The following is a 21,058-nucleotide window of genomic DNA, read 5'->3' on the forward strand; positions in this document are numbered from 1 at the left end:
TTTGTAACTTACAACGTGTGTCTGGCCAATTTATTGAAAATTATCAATCCACAGCTTCTCCACATTCAAGCCTGATACATATCATTTACTAAGCAGTCATTAATCATTTGACTCAGCGAAACAATAATATCAATTAATATAAGTGAAATGAATCAAATGATCTGATTTATTTACGAAAACGTTTGAAAACACTTGTTACTTACCTTCAACCAATAGCGGCGTTTTATTTTTCTCTGCACCTGGGTAACCTATATTTTGATTGATAACACCTTTAATATTGGTATTAATCGCATTAGCGGGCACAGGCCATAATATATGGTGCACACTAATTTTATATTCGGCCCACTTATGTTTTACCCCTTTATTATAGAAATTACTTTTAGCAACCACTCTATCGTACCAGAAATTAACTCCAGTTTGTTTAATGTTCGCATTCGTTCCGCCTGGGCCGCTAATCTGTTTTAAATCATAGACACGACCACCAAAAATTTCGCATGGTTTTCGGGTCTTTGCATAGGTATAGGCAATCCTTACGAGCTCAATATGTCTGTTTTCTTCGTAATACAACTCACGTGCGCGCTCATCTAATAGCTCACCGATATTGATTTCATCTGCTGTTAGCTGTGATGCACCGGCGCGTTGACGGACTTCGTTAATGGCAATGGCAGCCTGACCAAGATCATTTTTCCAATAGTAACTTTCGGCCAACAATAAATAGACTTCTGCAGAACGGTAAATATACCACGGGGTCTCCCCGCCTTCCCATTGTGTCTGCAATGGATCCGGCACAAATAATTTGTAATGCGGCCAAGAGAACCATAGCCGAATGGAATCCTCCACACTCATTCCCACCGGTTTAACCAGATTTTTTCCATACCAGGGATTGCCCGTCTTTTTTAAGTTGGGCTCATTGTACTTCAAATCTTCCATCTTTCGCCAACTATCCCGGTTAAAGATCCCCCGCAAGTCATTATCCTCTTTGCCAGGCCTCCAAATCTGATTTGTAAAATACCAGGTTGGACGCAATCGTCCTATACCACGACCATAGTTCTTATTTAAGTCCAATGAAAGATCAGTTTCATCCGCTGCCAATGATAATCCTGCCCCCGTTTTCCCGTCTGGTGTTTTTATACCGCCGTTGTTCCAAAAAGGAACGCCATTACGCATTGTTCTGATACGATCAGAGCCATCAACTCCAGGATAAGAAACTACATACATTAAACCTTCGGTATTGGCACCATCTAATTTTGCTTCAACACTATGAAGGTCAAACATCAGATTGGTATTTGGTCTACTTTTATTCACCGTAAATCTACTTTTCATAAGTGGATGAATAGCAACAATTTCTTTGCCGATGGCGATTGCCCGATCAAAATCTGCCAAAGCCATACAGACCTTCATCAACAATACACCGCAGGCAGATTTGGAGGTACGTCCACGGTCTACTCTTTCGGGCACCCATTGATAGGCAAATTCCAGGTCTTTTCGCAATTTCTCGAGAATACTCCAACGATCGTAGCTATAGAAATCATATTTCGGTTCATTTATTTCTTTATCAATGAAGGGCACATCACCAAACTGATGCACTAATTTGAAATAACGGTAGGCACGTTGAAAATAAGCTGCTCCTAAAATCGCGTTTTTTTCATTTTCGTCTTTAAAAGTTCCGGCATCTATTCTTGAAATAATAAGATTGGCATATTTTATTCCCTTAAATCCTTCGTACCAATACCACCCCACTTTAGTTCTATCGTTGTGATTGAGATCTGCATCGGGGAGCAGTGCAATATCCATATCCATTTGTGGACCAGCTTTATCTGTTGTCCCCTCTACGGATACTTCAGATTGGATAATCTCGGTCAGAATGGGCGCAGCATCGCCAAAAAACTCATGCCGCATATTTCTTTCACAGGCCGTTAAAGCGGAGTACATCCCTTGCGCATCGGCTAGCGCAACATCTGGTTCATAGAAAGACAGGGGTTTCGGTTTAAGCCAATCCTTACTGCACGAAAATGTAAAAACAGCCATTGAACCAATACATAAACTATATAGTATATTTTTTTTGAATTTCATGATCTAGTGATTAAAGGGTAAAGTTTAAACTTAAATTATATGTGCGGGGGGCTGGGTCGCCAACATCTGCCAATGCATCGCTTTTCCAGCTTCTTTCGGGGTCTCCAAATTTAAAATCTTTTGTCAAGTATGCTACATTTCTAATCGAAGCTGAAATACGAAGCTGCTGAATTCTTAACGATTGCAAGATAAATTTTGGCAGACTGTAAGAAAGCACCATGTTGTCCAAACGCATAAAGGACATGTTGACGTAGTTTGTACCATTATTTTTTGATCCTATACGCGCGTAATCGTTGATCGGATTTTCTGGCGTCCAACGCTGTAGTGCATAGTCGGTACTCCGATCTGCAAAATTACTGTTGTTTGCAGCCTGATTAAAGTCTCCATAATGCCCCCAATTGGAATAAATTAAAAATGAAAAACTCAGCTCTTTATAACGCAATTCATTTCGAAACGACCACCTAAAACGCGGTGTTGTATACCCCTGAAATACACGGTCGGCATCCGTTAAGACCCCATCTCCATTTTGATCTACATATTTAAAATCGCCAGGTTGGTTACCATATTTTGCAGCCATTTCCTCTTCCCCTAGTTGCCAGATTCCATTTCGTTGGTAGGCCCATATCCGGTCGGGATCCTGTCCAATAAACCATCTATTTTTAACATCGTCCGCTTCCTTTTGGCCGACGACATTTCCTTCACTATCTTTTACATCCACCATATCGCCATACAACTTCACAATTTTTCTCCGATTCAACATAAAGATCGCCGTCGCATTCCAACTAAAATCGCCCCTATTCATGATGTTACTATTTAAGGTAATATCAAAACCTTTATTGGAGAGCTCACCAAGATTGGCAGCAACACTGCTAAATCCGATAATTTCTGGCAATGCGCGATCTACCAATAAATCCTGGGTTGTTGCCGTATAAAAATCCAGTGCACCACTGAGACGGCCATGGAAGACTGAAAAGTCCAAACCGGCATTATACGAACTTTTACTCTCCCATTTCAAGCCCAAATTGGCCATTCTATTTACGTATAACTGAGACGAAAGATAGAGGTTTCCACTCGCATCCATATAGAGATGTAATCCAGAGGTCATGTCGGAAAGCGCTTCGTAAAGCTCAATATCACGATTACCATTTCTTCCCCAAGAAAGTCGCAGCTTACCATAATCCAACCAAGATTTGGTATTTTTCATAAAACCTTCCGCTGTAAAATCCCAGGCAAAAGCCAGGGCTGGAAAGGTTGCCCTTGGATTTTGAGCGCCAAAGGCTGAATATCCGTCGCGTCGTACAGAAGCAGTCAGCATATAGCGATCTTTAAACGAATAAAACAAGCGAGCCATTAAGGCATCTCCGGTTTGATATTTGTCTTCGCTTTCGTTCAATGGAATTGTACCGGCCTGTAATCGATGCCAGCCCAGAATATCAGAAGGTACAAACTGAGAAGCTGTGGCCTTGGTTCGCCAAAACTGCCCTTTCTCTGCATTTTGAAGCAATGTTACTTCAAAATTATGTACATCAAAACGCCGCTTCCAACGCAATACATTATCTAACTGCCAATTGTATGTTTTTTCAAATGAGCGTTCGCTACTTCCACCTTTTGCCTTCCACTCGGGATTTTTTGAAGAATCGTGGTTATAATACTCGTGCCAGATAAATGAAGGGGTAAAATTGGATTGCAATTCTATCCCAAATGGCAAAGTAATCACACCGTACAAACTGGAATTCAATGTATTATAATTATTTTTTCGATCTCTAAATTGATTGTCAAAGAATGGGTTTACGGGAGTGACATCGCCTGTCGGCAGTCTTTGATAAATACTAGAAGGATCATCAAGATTATTAGATCCGAAGGGAGAAATCACTGCTGATTGTTTCCAATCGGATTTTAGAAAGCCCTCATTTCGAACGGCGAAATTTGTATTCGCCCCGACTTTTAGATAGGATGTAATTCTAGTTTCGAGATTTAGTCGTGTTCTGAAATTTTTAAACCGACTTCCAACCACTACTCCCTCCCGATCAACATGGTTTAAGGAAAAATAGTAGTTAGTGTTCTCATTACTATTCGATACAGCAACAGCATAATCCTGCTGGATCCCCTTTTGAAAAACCAAATCCTGCCAATCCGTAATCTTATTGTTCATGTAATTTTCAATCTCCGGCGTCTTAAGCTCTAATCGAGAAAGCCAAGACCTGATCAACTGATCCTCTGTTACATTTGTAACGGGGGGCTTTTGATCGTAATTATACCAGTCCAATTGATTGGTTCCATTGAGCAATCTTGGGTCCACGAACATTTCGGGGTGAGCTTTAAGATAGTCGGCTGTCCGACGACCTACTTCAAAGTCATAGCGATATTTCAAAAACTCACCAGCATTCATCACTGCAGGCATACCTGCACTTTCCACCATACCAAAATTTCCATTGAAAGTAATGGACGGTTTTCCTTTTTTACCTCTTTTTGTCGTAATTAAGATAACGCCGTTGGCAGCTTTTGCACCGTATACAGCAGTTGCACTGGCATCTTTTAAAATATCTATTGACTGAATATCATTGGGATTAATATCAGCAAATGTTCCGTCAAAAATAACACCATCCACAACATTTAAGGGGCTACTACCAGCTTTCAATGTTCCCTTTCCCCTTACCTGTAAGCTTGCATCCCCCTTTGCCGAATTTCCCTGTCCAATCACCAATCCCGCTGCATTTCCCCGCAGGAGATCCTGAACTGACCTGGGCGCCTCCTTCTCAAGCTTTTCGGTCTGAACAGAAACGATTGCGCCGGTCACATCTTTCCTCTTGGCGGTTCCGTAGCCAATAACGACAACTTCATCTAGATTCTCTGTAGATTCAGAAAGGGTGATCTCTATTTCCTTACCCACTTCTACCTCAAGTTCTTTGGACAAGTACCCTGTATGGGTAAAACTTAAAGTAACCTTAGCAGAATTATGCTGCAATTTTACACTAAAGCGACCGTAGCTATCTGTTACAGTACCTGTTGAAGTTCCCTTCACCAAAACGGTGACTTTTTCCAAAAAACGCCCATCATTAGTTTTGACGACGCCCGTTAATTCTTTTCCAGTTCCTTGTGAATGAACGGTTCCTGTCGACAGCAATAGCATACACAAAAAAGAAAAACTAACGAAAATTAAATGATTAAATTTTCTCATAGATTAAGATTTATTGGTTATTAATAAATAAAACTATAAAAAGGCTAACAACAAGACCTTTTAGTCGTTCATATCAATTGGTTATTATTTAATCAACACAAAACAATAGTATTAATTAATAAAATACAATCAAACCTTTTTAATTCATTTATTTACGAAAACGTTTGAATGCCTATAAAAATCAAATCACGGCATCCCAACAAAATAAAGAGGATAGTTCAGCCCTCTGGCTAAAAAACAATATATAGCAAACAAAAAGCCCTTCATAGGCTTTAAAACAAATAAAATTTAAAAATAAATTGAGACAAAAGAGCATAGTTTTGATAAAAAATGACATCTTTTTAAACTATAATTTCACTATATTTTAAATTAAAACAAATTTAAAATAAATTAAATTTAACGAAATAAATAATACAAACTTTACTAAATACAAAACCGACATGACCTAGAATTTTTTTTATGGTCAGGGAAACAAAAGTCACATACATTATTTACGTCAGGTCAAATGAAAGGATCGAAGTTTGGGACAAAACCATATCGTTGATGAGTTAGCCAAAACAGGTCTCCATCATTGGGCATTAGAAGTAATCAGATTAATCTCCAATTCTACATGCCCGCCCTTCTCATTAGCTTACTTTTAACATTGCCCCACCTAGGCCGTATAATCTAGGTAACTTCACAGTGAAAACAACTAAAAAAGTTAGCTTCAACATAGGCTCACGTTATTTGTAGGAGGAACTTGATGATACGATGGTCATAAAAAGGGCTCAACGACAGGGTCGTGTACGCAATTCGTATTATTTTAGAAAAGTAAATAAAAACAATCAGTAAAAAATTTGGAGAATACGAAAATTATATACAACTTTAAAGCACAAACACCTGCTCTAAACAGGCTACAAGTTAACAAAGGAAATTTTTTATTTTAAAACGAGGATTTTATCTTAGAATCGCTCATAGATAAAAGTCTAAATTAGTTTTTTTGCAGAAAAACTTACTTTTACTTAATGTACAAACAGTAGCATACAAAATATGACAACCAACCCCATTAAGGTATATACAGTAGTTTCAAAAGAAGTAAAAGAAGATCCAGATTTATTCACCAATCTGGAAGGTGTCTTCTCAACATATGAAAAAGCACAGGAATATATTGATCACTTCTTTGGTAATGCTAAATATGGTTATCGATCTATTGTTACGACCTATTTAGACCCCTTTCAGGAAGAAATCCAAAATAATGATTCTTATTATAGCATATCATCTCAATTAATAGGGCCGCATTTAGAAGTTGAGATCTGTAAAACTTCTTTTGCTGTTGTCCTCTCCGAAGTTGAACAATTGCGTATCGATCCGGCCACCTCAGAGAAACCCTTGGAATTAAACCTGCACTGTTTTGCTGCTTCTGAGGAAAAGGCAATGGAAAAATTCGAAAAATTAGCACAAGACTATGCAAAAGAACACAAGCTTCAATTTCAAATTAGCCCTTTTCGCATTGCAGATTCGGACCAATGCTATTAGCCTTCAATTGCAATGAAATTATAGCAAGAGATTCAGGGAAGTATTTTTTTACGGATTTCACTTAAATATTCTGGCGTAAATCCCAGATACGAAGCAATCAGGTATTGCGGAACACGTTGTACAAACTGCGGATATTTACGGAGCATATCATGGTAGAATTCTTCTTTAGATTTAGAGAATAGATATTTAACCCGCATTTGCGCAGCAGCATAAGCCCTTTGGTAGACAAATCGAAAATAACGCTCCATGATCGGAAATGCAGCTACCAATTTTTCTTGATTTTCTTGACTGATATAAACTAAATCTGAGGTCTCTACGGCCTGAATGTAAAATGACGTAACAAGCTTATGTTCGAAAGCCATATTGTCCGTAATCCACCAATTTTCTATGGCAAATTCAGTCGTTTGTTCGACTCCCTTTTCATTAACAAAGAATTTACGGAGAATACCTTTCAATACAAAAAAATGGTATCTACACACTTGGCCCTCCTCCAGTATATTTTCTTTTTTCGCGACCGTTTTGGTCTTAAAGTAATGCAATATTTCTTCTAATTCGACCGGATCGATAGCGACAAATTTCTTTATATGTTCTTTCAGTTTTTCCAACAGTCTGTCAATTTTTTGTACAGACAAAGCTACTCATTCATTTTATCATAAAAAATACATGCGGCACCATTTCAAATAAGCTCGAAGAGCAAGGCTGGGAAAATAAATTCAAGTAATGGATGTCATCGATATCAAAGAAAAGGACCTCATGTCCATGTTAACACCAAAATTGAAGGAATGACAGCACATTGTGACTAGTGTTCCTAAAAAGGATTCTAACAGAAAATCAGCCCGCCATTAAAATAGGCGGGCTGATTCGCATTTATGGTATCCAATACGGTTTATCAGAAAACAACCTTACTATACTAACGTAAAATTCGAACTTTTCGTACTTTATTTACTTAATCCGTAAAACCAATCTACAAAGCCGCAATCTCCTGCTAAAAAGCGCCATCTATTCCGTAATGTAGTGAACCTCATGCGCCTCTGTCAACTGCGGAACTTCCAAATTATGAAGCATTTTATCCAATACAACATCTGGCAGTGGATATTCCCGATCGTTATTCTGCGTGCGCCAAATCTTGTAGGGTTTTTCAACGTACAACAATTTCACGTAGGCTTGATAGCTGACAAAAAGATCGATCAATTGTTTTCGCATCTGGGAAGTTATATTAGTGGCATTCCAGATAAAATCCTGTCCGCAGCGTAAGTATTTTTTTGCCTGCTCTTTTGCTTCCTGTACAACCCATCCGTTTCTCTTTTTATCGGTCGGATCAATGCGATACTTGCGTCTGATGTCGTCCAGACTAATAACGGGGAGGTCGGTATTCATTGCTAAAATCTGATAATCTTTGCCCATTCCCGGCAAACCTGAAAGTACAGTCACCGTGGATTTGAATATATCAAAAGGCACATAACCAACATAACTATCGTTTCCATTAAAATATGTAAATCGTGCATTTTCAGACAAAAAAGAACGCGTGGCATCCCAGCAGCCAATCTCTTTACTATACAGTTCGAACATATCCAATGCATAGAGCAAATTATCCAAATCGCCACAATACCTTCCTTTAGCATCAGCTTCGGCCAACAACTTAAGTTGACTCATTTTGACACATAGTGACGCTTCCAAGGCGCTCTTCATCGGATCGGCTTTTTCCATCAACCATAATGGCAACCCATGATAGCGTACCAATGCGATAATTTCCTCCCGTAATGCAAAAGGGGTCTCCACATCACGAAATAAAATCTCCCGTGTGGTCTGTGCTCCTTTTTTGGCATGATTTGGTGAACTGATACGACCATCGGCAGCGACAACTGTCGTCGATCTCTTCTCGACATCATGCAATAAAGCGGAAGCCCAGAGGAGCTCCTGCTTTTGTTCATCCAGATTCCGATATTCAGGCAATGCTTCCAGCTGCTGTAATACCATTTGGGTATGAATCGCGACATTCCCTTCGGCATGATGTAAAGGATCCTGTTGTACCTGTTCCATATCCCTGACCCAAGAAAATTGTTTCGCTAAAGCCGACCAATCCTTATTTGTTGCTATTGTCCATTCCATGAATAATCCCTCCTTTCCCAAATCATTTTTGCTCTTCGCCATGATTTTGTCCAATGTTCGTCGGTCTGCACATGTCCTTTTCTAACGTATTTAAAAACATTGTGCTGAAATTCGCTGACGGCATATGCATCAGCATTCCTGCAGACTAACCCCTCCATCGTACATGCTTCTTCAGTTTTAGGATCAACCGATCCAAATATAGAAGACTGCATGGCCAAATTTTCGACTAAACGCCGAAGTTCTAACTCAGTCAAATCCTTTACCATGTCGAGTTTTAAAACAGGTACAGTAGGCAAATCAAATAAACTGGCATAAAAAGTAACTTCTTCCCATGAAAGCCACTGATCTTTAATTCGAGCAGCAAAAACATAATAATAGTGCTCAAGTTGCATATACTCGATCGAATGCACAGCATAAAGATTTTCACCAAAAAACTCCAAATCACCCAGATCGTTTTTTAATCTGGACCAATGCTCCCGAAGCTGGGCCGTCCATGGCGACGTGGTTGGAGCTGCATGAGATCGTGCAAATACTCCACGCCGTGAAAGGCAATTATTCTCGCCATCTAATTTTTCTGTAAATAACAGTTGATGGAAAGATTGCATATCCTTCCAATAATATTGATTAAAACGATCGTCGCTGCTTGTCCCTGGCGAAAATGGGAAATGATAGGTACGACCATATTTTGTTGATTCCATTTTTAAAATTTAAATCCATACTAAAAAATTGAAGACATAGGCATTGGGTAAACAAATCGGGTAAATCCTGTTGTTTACTTTCTTCCTAAATATCGACAATGCATTACATGACTTTAAATTTTAAAAATTGACAACACAAATGATCTGTTGCTACAAAAGTATACAATTTATTTTAAAAACATAAATACGCTCCCTTTGATTTTTGGACAACACACCGCCTTCCCTACTTTCTAATCAGCCTTGATTAGTCAAAAAACGCGTCAATTAATATAATTTCAATTCAGTGTATGTCGTTCCAATGGGAATAACCCTGTCTGCTACCCAAATTTGGGTTTTGTCGAACTTCATCATTTTACTTCGTGCGACGATAAATGCTCTGTGACAACGAACAAATTCGCCCTTCGGGAGCAGTTCCAGCAGCTCGCTAATGGTAATTCTAGAACTAACGCATTTATTATCGTTCAAATGTATTTGGGTGTAATTGCCTGATGCTTCAATATACAGGATACGGTCGAATTCAACTTTAACATGTTCATAACCATCTTTGACGAACAGATAGTCTTTGTTATGCTGTAGCTTTTTTGCCCGAAGGCTATACAATTCGCTCGCCTTGTTGCAGGCTTTCAAAAACCAGCTCATAGAAAATGGTTTAAGCAAGTAATCGATGGCGTCGAGCTCGAAACTCAATAGCGCATGCTCAGAATAAGCCGTCGTAAAAATCACCATTGGCGAAGTATTCAAACTGCGCAGAAACTCTATTCCTGAAATATCTGGCATTTTTATATCTAAAAAGATAAGGTCCACCTGCTCCTTCTGGAGATAATCAATCGCCATAAACGCATCCGTAAATGTACTTTTTAATTCAATAAAAGGGACTTTAGCTATATGGTGTTCAATAACCTGCAGTGCCACAGGTTCATCATCTATCGCGATGGCTATCATAACAATTATTGATTTAAAATCTGATCTATTTGGTCATACAGTTGTTTTCCATTACTTGGTCGAAGAGCCTTTTCCACAACTAATTTTCCTGTTTTATCAAATATAAAATATTGCGGATAATATTCGGCTTTGTCTTTTGCATTTAGCAGTAATTCCTTCCAAAAGGGCTCAATCTGTTTCCTATTTTTACGTAAATGGATTCCGGTTAAATTGTTGACGCGTATAAAGTCTTTCCAGTCCTGATCGCGATGGTCTTCATCCATATCCAAATAAACGAAGGCAATATCTTTATCCATGTATCTTTTCTTCAGTTCAGGTGTATACTTCAATTCAAACTTGCAGGGACCACACCAGGTTCCCCAAACATCCAAATAGACCACTTTTCCTTTCAATTCAGCAATCAGGTCGTCGATCGATGAGATAGGTTGATCATCTTCAATCAACCGAATGTGTTTGTTGTGTTTATTCGCCACCAAAAGAGCGTCAAGATCGGCAATATAGCTTTCAACAAGCGGCGTATGCTTATCTTTTGGAAATATCTTCCAATGTGCTCCTGCCAATGCTTTTAAATGCGTTAAGTCCTTGTCATGATATAGATTGACCAATTGTTGAAAATTGTATTTTTCTACGATAGGCTTGGAGAAATTATTTAAAGCACCGATAAACCGCCAATAATCTTTACTATAGATAGTCATTAATCTATTTGCACTGTCTAAGCTTATCCCGAAATAAGGGATTGGTTCACTAGACGGAATTTTCTCGGCCCGAATCTTAACAAATGCTTTCGTTTCCAAATAACGCAGGTAATTGTCAAGGAAAGAATAAAAAGAAGGGCCTCCAAAGTCGTCCTGTAAATTAATAAGTGCTTTTCCAAACAGCTCTAGAACCAAACTATCTGCGGTAGACTTTGGCAATTCAGCGACACGGGCAAAATCGTTCAGATGGTTCATTCGTTGCGCGTAAAACTCAGTACGTATATAGTTTTTTAGTGAGGAAGACAATGGACTAGTTTGGATCACTTTATTGATTTGATTGCAATCCGCTAAACAGGGAATTAACACTTGCTGTCTCAACTGAGCCAAAGAGCATTGAGCAAGATTATTTACGTTCGGGGCCTTCATAAAAAAAGGCACTTCATCGTGTTTTATTTGCTGTATAATTTTGTTTTCTGTCAAAGCACTACCGTCTGTAAATACGATCGTAGTGTCGGTTAAATTCAGGATAAGATCTTTACCGGGGCTTAATAACAAGGTTTGAAATACACTGCTGTAATTTAGAGTCGCGGATTTTCGAGCTGTTATTGGCAGTGCGACCTCAAATGTGCCATCGCTGGCAACGGTTATCCGTTGCGAATTTTCTTTATAAAAACCAAAAACAAGAGGAATATTAATTTCCAAGGCCTTGTTTGGATCATAATTCCAAATCTTACCGCTCAATTTAAATTGAGCATGACTGCTTAGACAATACAAGGTCATAAGCAAAAAAACAAGTATTTTTTTCATTGCTGTTAATTAAGGAACCAATAAATCAGGTGAATAATTGATTAAAAGATAATGGAACTAGTTAGATTTAAATAACACTAGCCATCTTTAAATATGTAAAGTTAAATGGATAAAAAATTCATTGGCATTTTCACGTATCATCAGTTCATGTCGATCTCGATATAGCAATGAAAGACGTTGGCGTACATTCTCCAAACCGACACCACTTTTTAGTTTTTCGGGATCACGATCACTTTTCGGATTAATGCTATTACTCACATCGAAAAACAAAACCTGGTCTCGCACTTGCAAAGATATTTTAATATAAGACGATTTCTGAAGGCTTATACCATGCTTAAATGCGTTCTCAACGAAAGGGATCAGCAACATAGGGGTAATTTGATAATTTTCAAACTGCTCTTCTATTTCCGTTATAATGGTAATTTTGTCTGACATCGAAGTCCGCAGGGTCTGTAAAGCGATGTAATTATTCAGGTATTCTATTTCACGCGTCAACGAGATTTTATCTTGCGTATTTTCATGGAGCATAAACCGCATCATATCGCCCAATCGCTGAATTCCCTCCCCTGTCCGTTCGGCTTTTTCCTGTAATGCCGTGCCATACAATGTGTTTAAGGCATTAAATAAAAAGTGTGGGTTTATTTGGGATTTCAGAAAAGTCAGATTTGCGTCCGACTGACCGAGCTCCGTACGTAAGGAGGCAATTTCGTTGTGACGCATTAGACGTTTTTTAAAGAGAAACCAGGAAAGCGGAACGCTAACCAATAATTGCGTGGGTAAATGAAACATGGCAACGATAAAGATCACTTCACCGTTCTGGTTAAAGAAGAATAGGGCCAATATGCTTAATGGTATAACTAAAACCAAACTCACCGCAGCGATAATCCAAAAGAAGTCGCGGAATTTCTTTTGTTTTTCATGTAATTTTGGCAACAAATAGTATAAGGAATAGATTACGATACCAACCGCAGACAACACGACCAAAGTCCATAACACCGAAAGTTGGTAATGCGAGTGAGATATGATCAAAAAAAACAATCCGATAAACCAAAAGCCAATTCCAAAGGCCAAATCCATTTTTAGCTGCTTTTGTATAGCCGGGTTTTCAACCCTGTTTTTAAGCAGATAGCTGATCAAAAATTGCATGCAGGTGTATAGAGAAATTACGATTGTCCATAGAACTGCTTGTGTTAAGGACTTAAAAAACATGCTATTATAGCCTCTTTGAATACTATCAAAATCCATAAGCTCATAGGTATGGCTATAAGTCCGGCATACACCTAAAATCAGTCCAGATATCAAGATCAGAGCAGCTAGTAATGAATAATTCAACAGCTCCCGTTTTCTGTTGATGAGCGCAGGAATAAGGGCAAAATTTAATGTGAGAAACATCAAATATAGAAGCAGATAATAGCTAAACTTGGGTACAAAAAAATTAAAAAAATAGGAGTAGTTTATTTTCTGACCAATGAAATAGTGATGCATACCACTATCATCCCGATTGTTTGTATCAACAAGCAAAGCATAAACAACAGCGACAAATACGACAGTTGCCATCCAGAACTCTATTTTTCTTACGTCTTTCAATTTCATGTTATTGGTTTTGATAAGACAATATTAACTGAAATGAAAACATAACACAGAAAAATGTGACGAATACCACCAAAAATGTGATGAATCAAATGTTTCTTCATCTTATAGCTGGGATTCTATTGTTGTTCTTATAAAATAGCATTTGATTTTACTATCTTTAAGCTGAAAAGTATCAAACCAGCTTTATTAACTTTATTCAAAAAAAGACTACATAATTAATCCACTGTTTCAAACATTCACGTCCGATTTTTGCGGCAACTGTTACGGCAAATAGCGAAGATTGCATATAGGCATTGGGCTGTCGAATGGTCATAAATACAGGTTTTAAAAAATAATTGATCAAATAGTTAACTATATCGTATTAAAAAGGTTTACTAGTTTAGAAGAAGCTCAGGAATGTCATCAGCTACTTTCGGATAGAGGTGTAAAAACGCGGTTGGCTGATAATCTACCCCCTGTGGATATTACATTTTCTGGAAATACGGTAGGACACCAATATGAGATTCAAATAGACCCCGCCAATTTCGCAAATGCAGAATCTATTTTAGAAGAGCAGGAAATGCAATCTCTCCCACTGGTTGGAGATGACCACTACCTGTATCAATTTTCAGACGAAGAGCTCTTCGAAATCCTGCAAAAACCCGATGAATGGAACAAATTGGACTATGCGCTTGCCAGAGAAATTTTATTAAAAAGAGGGAAAGATATTGATCAGGAAAAGCTTGATCTTTTGAAGCAGGAGCGGCTCATGCAGCTACGGGAACCGGAACCACAACAGAAGTATTGGATTATTTTTGGCTATATTTCAGCCCTTCTAGGTGGTCTTTTAGGAATTGCAATCGGGTATATGTTGTTTAGTTCCAAAAAGAGCCTACCGAATGGCGAACGGATATTTTCCTATTCTGATCATGACAGAAAACATGGGACAAATATATTCTATATCGGATTATTTGTATTCACAATATCCGTTCTCATCAGAATTCTCTGGGGCTAATAGTATAATATTAAATCCTTTTATTCTTTTAGCAAAATAGATCGGTTGAGCTTTGTCATTGTGGTCATTCTGTATCCTATCACGATCCAATTAGCGTTAACAGTAGTAAATTTTTAATACTAAAAAAAAATACCGATATTTAAGATGATATCTTTATTCTTGAATTGTTTTTTGTAAACCTACAGACAAATTAGCTTTATGAATAGTTTAAAGACCACAGCCACTCATTTCCGTTATAAGAAGCATCCGGGAGATCTATTTAGAAATACGTCGGTTCAATTATTACCTCATCCCTATAAAAATCAAGAAGACTTTTGGGTATGGTTTCACCCCTTCTACCACCGTAGTGAAGACATTTCAGATTTAGGCGACCTATACAAACAGCTTCACGATACGCCCTGCCAAGAAACGAGAGTAGCATCAAAAAATGAGCTTTGTTACCCTGCGGTCTCAAAAGAACGTCTCTTTGAGGAAATAAAATCATTGGAGCAAAAGATCTATCAGGATTGCTTTGAAAACTTTTATTTGCTGATTATTGAAGGCCACATCGAGCTGTTAGAAAGCCATCAAATTGAAAGTAAAGAATCTAGCTCTTAATATCTATTCTTTAAACCGTTATGCATTATTTGACTTGTGCGATTATAAGGGAGGACGATAAGGTACTCATCTGTCAGCGTCCGGCATCGGTGACGCATGCCTTAAAGTGGGAATTTCCTGGTCGCATTACCGAGTCCCACAAACCAATGAAAGCAAATTTGTCGCTCAAAATCAGGGAAGAGCTTAATATAGATATTCTTGTCGGAAGGCCGTTAAAGATGACGCAACAAGACTATACAAGTCCAGCACCTTGTCTCTATCCTGTTCTCTGCACCTTTTGTTCTGGCGAAGTTGCCTTTCAAAAATATGTTCAAGCATTATGGGTTTCCCCCGCAGAACTATTGCATTTTGACTGGACAGATACCGATCGACCAATTGTAGAAGAGTATACCAGATACCTTGAAGATTCAAATCCTCCATCTCGCATAAGGGGAGCTTTTTTAGAAATCCTGATTGGACTTATCGGCTTTACACTGGTCCATAAATTCTTCAATCTATATATAGCCTTATTGATAACATTGATCTTAATCACTGTTACCGGAATTTATACCTATTACACCCGAAAAAATATAAAGAAAAGAATCCCATAAAACTTCCTTACATTTATAAAACTAAGTAACCCATAATTTCATTTTAGCCATATTGAAGATTTAATCAAATGAAGGATTTCCCACAATTAGTCACAGAACGACTTATTCTCAACGCCATTGACACGACTGATATTCCACAGATTGTAAACTATCTGCAAGACAAGGTTTATTCGGACTTTACCTCAAATATTCCCTACCCATACCGAAAAGAAGATGCTGAATATTGGCTTAAATTAGCCGAAGAAGCGTTTGCCAATCGTAAAGGATTCACTTTTGCTATTCGAAATAAAGATAAAAAGCTGATCGGAGCTATTGGTCTGCACGATGAAGGCTCGGATAAGGCCGAGTTGGGATACTGGATTGCTATTCCTTACTGGAATAATGGTTATGTCACGGAAGCTGCAAAAGCAATCATTGAGTTTGGTTTTAAAGAACTAAACTTCAATAAAATCTTTGCGACCTACTTCCCACATAATCCAGCCTCTGGAAAAGTCATGGAAAAAATAGGCATGAAAAAAGAAGCCCTGTTAAAACAACATTTAAAGAAAGATGGCCGGTATTACGATATTCCATTATACTCTATTTTTAAAACGGATCTAGCTTTTTAATAAAAATCAATCATTTAATCCGCTAAAAAAATGAAAAACAAAATTGGATATATTGCCGTCGTTTTTTTATTTCTCACTGGACAAACCACCTATGGTCAAGAAACAAATCGGGAAAAAGCTTCTTCAAAAGGAAAGGAAGCCATCCAACTCATGGACGATGGAAAGGTGGATGAGAGTATCCTATTATTGAAAGAAGCTCAAAATCTCGATCCGCATAGTATCACGTACCCCTATGAGCTCGGCTACGCCTATTATTTAAAAAAAGACTATAAAAAGACGATTAAGTACTTAGAAAGTATTAAGAGTGAGAAGATTACCAATGACAGAGTATATCAATTATTGGGAAATGCATACGATATGCTTGGCGAAAGTGATAAAGCTGTAGGTACTTACGAAAGTGGATTAAAAATATTTCCCAAATCAGGTCATCTTTATTTGGAAATGGGAGCCATCCAACGTGTCAAAGGAAATTTAGAAGATGCATTAGGTTATTATGAAAAGGGCATAGAGGTGGATCCGGAATTTTCTTCAAATTATTATTGGGCATCAAAGATATTTTGTATTTCCGATGAAAAGGTTTGGGGAATGATTTACGGTGAGATCTTTATGAACTTAGAACGAAACACCAAAAGAACAGCTGAAATAAGCGAGCTTCTTTATGATCAATACAAAACGCAGATAAAATTGAAAAGTGACACAGCGCTTTCCGTTAGCTTTAGTAAAAACGCATTTGTCAATGCAAAAACAGCAGATTCCAGTCAAATAAAACTGCCTTTTGGTGTAGGAGTTTATGAAACAACACTCGCGATGTCAATACTCGGTTCAAAATCTATAGATATCAATACACTAGACCCTATAAGAACTAACTTCATAAACAACTACTTTAGCAGTAAACACAACAAAATATTTCCAAATGTCCTCTTCAGTTATCAGAAAAAGATCATCGATCTAGGTTACGGCGAGTCATACAATCATTGGATATTAATGAAAGGCGACGAAGATGCTTTCGAAAAATGGCTAGAAAACAATGAAGAGAAATGGACACTTTTTTCAAATTGGTTTTTGAAGAATCCCTTAAAAATAGACAGCACAAACAATTTTTTTCGCAAACAATATGATTAAATATTCAGTATAATAGATAGCCACATCGATATAGCGATCTATTCAAAAAAATGAAAATTTATTTTCGTGAAATTGACTAAATTTAAGCAACCGATAATCATAAAGGATAAAACATGAAAATATTTGCATTCGCTGGGAGTAATTCTTCCACATCAATTAACAAACAATTGGTCAAATTTGTACTTAAAAGCTTCGAGGGGCACGAGATTAATTTGATCGACCTGAATGACTATAACATGCCTGTCTTTTCTGTTGACCTAGAAAAGAATGGCTTCCCACAGGAAGCGCAGCTTTTTCTGGATCATATTGCCTCCAGTGACATAATCATTTGCTCCCTGGCAGAGAATAATCGTTCCTATAGCGTTGCATTTAAAAATGTATTCGACTGGGCATCTAGAATAAATGTTAAAGTTTTCCAAGATAAACCCATGTTGCTTATGACAACTTCACCCGGAGGTTACGGTGGTGGAAATGTAATGGCCGAAGCGCATAAATTCTTTCCGCAGTTTGGCGCTATCATTAAAGAAACATTCTCGCTTCCCAAATTTTACGAAAATTTTGATCAGGATAATGGCGTAATCAGTCCAGAACACCTCAATAGTCTGAGGGAAAAAATAGCGGGCTTTAAGGAACAGATTTCTTCCTAACGTCAAAATCCAGTGTCATTTTTCTGGGCTTTGTATTGATTACTTCGATGCAGTGAACCTGCTGGAAAAGCTTTTTAAGGTTATTTTGCAGGGCCAAGCTACATACTGGCTTGGCCTTTCTTTGCTTATTCTTACCCTTTTGCTTACTGTTTCTCTAGTATTTTGTTACTTCTTTAGCAAAGGAATACCAAAGAAACAGCAAAGAAATACCAAAGAAACAGCAAAGAAATACCAAAGAAACAGCAAAGGAATACCAAAGAAACAGCAAAGGAATACCAAAGAAACAGCGAAGAAATACCAAAGAAGAAGCGAGTCAATCCCCTAGCTGTCCCAAAGAAATAGTAACGGAATAGCAGAGAAATAGCGAAAAAGCTGCAAGCCCTTACCTTAGCACCCCAAAGAGCGGCGCTATAATAGAAAACGGTCCCCTAACGATAGCAGCTGTTAAAGGTTCATAATTAAGGAGGGGTGATTTACCCCTCCTTAAAATTTATTTAAGGAGCTCTTCGAGTTTCTCTATTAACTTTACTCCTTTTAAGTTGATTCCAACAATCTTACCTTCGGGAGAGATGAGGTAATTTTGCGGGATAGCCTGAATACCGTACAATTGAGCCGCTTGATTTTGCCAACCATTCAGATCAGACACCTGAGGCCAGGTTAACCCATCTTGTTCAATCGCTTTCATCCAGTTATCTTTCTTCCCGGGTTTATCGAGTGAAACACCCAGTATCTCAAATTTTGATCCTTTAAATTTTTGATAGGCTTTCACCAGATTAGGGTTCTCTGCACGACAGGGACCGCACCATGACGCCCAAAAATCCAAAAGCACGTATTTACCTTTAAAATCCGAAAGTTTTAACGCTTTACCTTCAGGAGTTTCCTGTTCAAAATCTAAAGCTGGCTGTCCAATTCCTAGTTTTTTTGCGAGTTGAATATCTGCATTCAATTTTTTTCCGATAGCTGTTTGCCTTAATCTCGATGACAAATTGAAAAACAAAGGTTCGGTGGTAACTACATTATCATCGTAGCTGGCAACTTCCTGCAAGGCCAACAAACTGAAGTAATTGTCTGGATTATTGACGATAAAATTTCGCTGCGCCTTCTTACGTTCTGTTTCGATCTTGTCTATTTCTTGCGCAATTTGGTTGAGCGCATTCTCGTCACGATTTTTTTACTGATACAAATCAGCTCTTTTAGACTGCTGAACCATAAGCTTTTTCTCATAGGAGTTTAAATAATCTTGATACTGCTTATAGGCTACCTGCAGTTTACCGCCTTTCACCAAGGAAGACTCGAAAGGACGTTGAACAGTGATTTGCGTATTGGGTTCCATAGGGTCTACGTAAAATGTAAGACGCTCCATCGGGCCACCTTTGCGGTTCCAGAAGGAAGCTCCATCTTTGGAATAAAATAACATGACTTGCGTTGGTTCCATAATTTCCCCCTTATAGATCACATCATTGGATCCAAAATTAATAGAGTCAATTGTCAATTTTCTGTCCACGATGTAGCGAACAAATGCTTTAGATTTTGCGGGAAATTGTTTTCCCTTTATTGTTAATTGAAAACGCTGACCTTGAGCCGATACTGTCCCAAGACAACTTAAAACCAAGAATATGGATGTAGCTATTTTTTTCATATTGACTATTACAGTGCTTTAGCACGTGCCACAAGAGCATCGGCCAGTTTAATAATTTTTGAAGTTTCCAGTTCCGCCAATCCACGCGCAGCTTCTGCAGCTTGAACAGCTTCTTTCTTTTTTTTCAATGCGATACAAATATCGGCCAATGTTCCTTGATTGGAATAACTTGAGGGATTCAATTCGACTGCCTGTTTGGCCAGCACATAGCATTGTTTTAGGATAACTGGATTTGCAATATTTCCTTTTGCATTGGCATTGCGGCGGGCAATAAAGCTCAATCTCTCGTCCTCATTTTTGAGCAGGCCTTTTCTTAAGACATTCGTGAGGGTAACAAACTCCTTATGGGTACCATGTGCAGCGGTCCATTCTACTTTATACAGTGCAGCTTCTATTTTTTGTTCTTGATCTTTTAGGCCTTCAAAATAGGCTAGGCCAGCATTAAACTCATCTACTTTATGATCTCTAATATAGCCATACATGGCATAACGTAGCAGCTGTGCCTCTTTTTTCGCAAAATCCGCCGGCACTGCTATGCTTTTAAAATAAGATTTGTTCGACTCAAAAAATTTTCCGTAACGATCATCCAGGCTTTGTGCCATCATTTTTATGGTCTCCCATCCGTTTGGGCTCCTCAAAAATTTATCGGTAGCCACGCTGTCCAATGCCTTTTTCGCTGCATTTGCTGCTTGACTATCGGTTTGCTCCATCACTTTAATATAGCGGATTAGAAAATTAGACTCCCGCATACCCAAATCGTACGATTTACGCAAGTTGGGGATTTGAAAATTGGGATCATTAGCTTGCTCTGCCTGTTTCAGGAACAAATCAGCTTCCATGCGAGACTGGGTTCTATAGATCAATGTCCCCTGCCCATCTAAAAATAAATACGTGGGAAAACTTCTGATTTGGTATAATTTAGCAATGTCTACACCCTCTCCTATCTCGCAGTCAAATTTAGTATTGATAAACCTGCTATTAAAATAACGAGCGACTTCAGGTTGTGAAAACACATTTCCTTCCATCCATTTACAGGGAGCGCACCAGGAGGTAAATCCATCCAGGAAAATCAGTTTATTTTCTTGCTTGGCCAATTCCTTTGCCTGGCCAAAAGTGATCTTCTGAAACTGTATATGTTCTTGTGCGAGCAATAGCATCGACTGTGTAAAAGCCAGTGCTGTCAATAGTATCTTTTTCATATTTTTTTATTAAGAACCTAATCAATTTCCATGTTGATAGAAATTGATTAGG

General features: G+C 38.2%; 18 protein-coding genes. 7 read left to right on the forward strand and 11 right to left on the reverse strand.

The genetic code is table 11. The features are described 5' to 3' along the window. Positions 1-195 precede the first annotated feature (195 nt). Together B4Z47_RS18405 and B4Z47_RS18410 are read right to left on the reverse strand one after the other, a co-directional pair. Complete coding sequence (locus B4Z47_RS18405) at positions 196-2,073, reverse strand: RagB/SusD family nutrient uptake outer membrane protein (protein WP_286727712.1); 1,878 nt, start codon at positions 2,071-2,073, stop codon at positions 196-198. A gap of 10 nt (positions 2,074-2,083) precedes the next feature. Next, positions 2,084-5,251 carry a SusC/RagA family TonB-linked outer membrane protein gene (locus B4Z47_RS18410; protein ID WP_286727713.1) on the reverse strand — a complete coding sequence of 1,056 codons (3,168 nt, stop codon included), beginning with the start codon at positions 5,249-5,251 and terminating at the stop codon, positions 2,084-2,086. Between the two features lie 1,029 nt (positions 5,252-6,280). On the opposite strand from B4Z47_RS18410, the gene B4Z47_RS18415 reads away from it, so the two are divergent. Further along, complete coding sequence (locus B4Z47_RS18415) at positions 6,281-6,766, forward strand: hypothetical protein (RefSeq protein WP_070569433.1); 486 nt, start codon at positions 6,281-6,283, stop codon at positions 6,764-6,766. Between the two features lie 32 nt (positions 6,767-6,798). Here the strand turns inward: B4Z47_RS18415 and B4Z47_RS18420 are convergent, their stop codons facing one another. From B4Z47_RS18420 to B4Z47_RS18445, 6 genes are all read right to left on the reverse strand, one after another. Beyond that, positions 6,799-7,371: a Crp/Fnr family transcriptional regulator gene (locus B4Z47_RS18420; RefSeq protein ID WP_236560159.1), complete on the reverse strand. Its 573-nt coding sequence runs from the start codon at positions 7,369-7,371 to the stop codon at positions 6,799-6,801. A gap of 394 nt (positions 7,372-7,765) precedes the next feature. Further along, the gene (locus tag B4Z47_RS18425) at positions 7,766-8,917 is read right to left on the reverse strand and encodes an AAA family ATPase (protein WP_236560158.1); all 1,152 of its coding nucleotides are present in this window, start codon (positions 8,915-8,917) and stop codon (positions 7,766-7,768) included. After that, positions 8,860-9,573 (reverse strand): RNA ligase family protein, encoded by a 714-nt coding sequence (locus tag B4Z47_RS18430; RefSeq protein ID WP_115047927.1) that lies wholly within the window; start codon positions 9,571-9,573, stop codon positions 8,860-8,862. The genes B4Z47_RS18425 and B4Z47_RS18430 overlap by 58 nt, the downstream gene beginning before the upstream one ends. A 264-nt stretch (positions 9,574-9,837) precedes the next feature. Then, complete coding sequence (locus tag B4Z47_RS18435; protein WP_115047925.1) at positions 9,838-10,515, reverse strand: LytR/AlgR family response regulator transcription factor; 678 nt, start codon at positions 10,513-10,515, stop codon at positions 9,838-9,840. Positions 10,516-10,520: 5 nt separating this feature from the next. After that, positions 10,521-12,017 carry a TlpA family protein disulfide reductase gene (locus B4Z47_RS18440; RefSeq protein ID WP_115047923.1) on the reverse strand — a complete coding sequence of 499 codons (1,497 nt, stop codon included), beginning with the start codon at positions 12,015-12,017 and terminating at the stop codon, positions 10,521-10,523. 87 nt (positions 12,018-12,104) lie between these two features. Then, positions 12,105-13,610 (reverse strand): sensor histidine kinase, encoded by a 1,506-nt coding sequence (locus B4Z47_RS18445; protein WP_115047921.1) that lies wholly within the window; start codon positions 13,608-13,610, stop codon positions 12,105-12,107. A 457-nt stretch (positions 13,611-14,067) separates the two neighbouring features. Here B4Z47_RS18445 and B4Z47_RS18450 point away from each other — a divergent pair, with 457 nt between their 5' ends. The 6 genes from B4Z47_RS18450 (at position 14,068) to B4Z47_RS18475 (ending at position 18,168) form a co-directional block, all read left to right on the forward strand. Continuing rightward, the gene (locus B4Z47_RS18450) at positions 14,068-14,604 is read left to right on the forward strand and encodes a hypothetical protein (RefSeq protein ID WP_201303501.1); all 537 of its coding nucleotides are present in this window, start codon (positions 14,068-14,070) and stop codon (positions 14,602-14,604) included. Between the two features lie 198 nt (positions 14,605-14,802). After that, positions 14,803-15,201, forward strand: coding sequence for a hypothetical protein (locus B4Z47_RS18455; RefSeq protein WP_115047917.1), 399 nt, complete (start codon positions 14,803-14,805; stop codon positions 15,199-15,201). A 20-nt stretch (positions 15,202-15,221) separates the two neighbouring features. Beyond that, positions 15,222-15,791, forward strand: a complete 570-nt coding sequence (locus B4Z47_RS18460; RefSeq protein ID WP_115047914.1) for an NUDIX domain-containing protein — start codon at positions 15,222-15,224, stop codon at positions 15,789-15,791. A 68-nt stretch (positions 15,792-15,859) separates the two neighbouring features. Further along, positions 15,860-16,399, forward strand: coding sequence for a GNAT family N-acetyltransferase (locus B4Z47_RS18465; protein WP_115047911.1), 540 nt, complete (start codon positions 15,860-15,862; stop codon positions 16,397-16,399). Between the two features lie 30 nt (positions 16,400-16,429). Next, a complete protein-coding gene (locus B4Z47_RS18470) occupies positions 16,430-17,521 on the forward strand; it encodes a tetratricopeptide repeat protein (protein ID WP_115047910.1) in 1,092 nt (363 codons plus the stop codon). A 113-nt stretch (positions 17,522-17,634) separates the two neighbouring features. Continuing rightward, positions 17,635-18,168, forward strand: a complete 534-nt coding sequence (locus B4Z47_RS18475) for an NADPH-dependent FMN reductase (RefSeq protein ID WP_115047908.1) — start codon at positions 17,635-17,637, stop codon at positions 18,166-18,168. A 490-nt stretch (positions 18,169-18,658) separates the two neighbouring features. Here the strand turns inward: B4Z47_RS18475 and B4Z47_RS18480 are convergent, their stop codons facing one another. The 3 genes from B4Z47_RS18480 to B4Z47_RS18490 form a co-directional block, all read right to left on the reverse strand. Next, complete coding sequence (locus tag B4Z47_RS18480) at positions 18,659-19,222, reverse strand: peroxiredoxin family protein (RefSeq protein WP_286727714.1); 564 nt, start codon at positions 19,220-19,222, stop codon at positions 18,659-18,661. 117 nt (positions 19,223-19,339) lie between these two features. Continuing rightward, the gene (locus B4Z47_RS18485) at positions 19,340-19,807 is read right to left on the reverse strand and encodes a DUF4369 domain-containing protein (protein ID WP_115047901.1); all 468 of its coding nucleotides are present in this window, start codon (positions 19,805-19,807) and stop codon (positions 19,340-19,342) included. An 8-nt stretch (positions 19,808-19,815) separates the two neighbouring features. After that, a complete protein-coding gene (locus B4Z47_RS18490) occupies positions 19,816-21,006 on the reverse strand; it encodes a thioredoxin family protein (RefSeq protein WP_070569393.1) in 1,191 nt (396 codons plus the stop codon). Positions 21,007-21,058: the final 52 nt, after the last annotated feature.

Origin of the sequence: Sphingobacterium sp. UBA2610 (assembly GCF_002339225.1) — a bacterium.
Classification (GTDB): Bacteria; Bacteroidota; Bacteroidia; order Sphingobacteriales; family Sphingobacteriaceae; genus Sphingobacterium; species Sphingobacterium multivorum.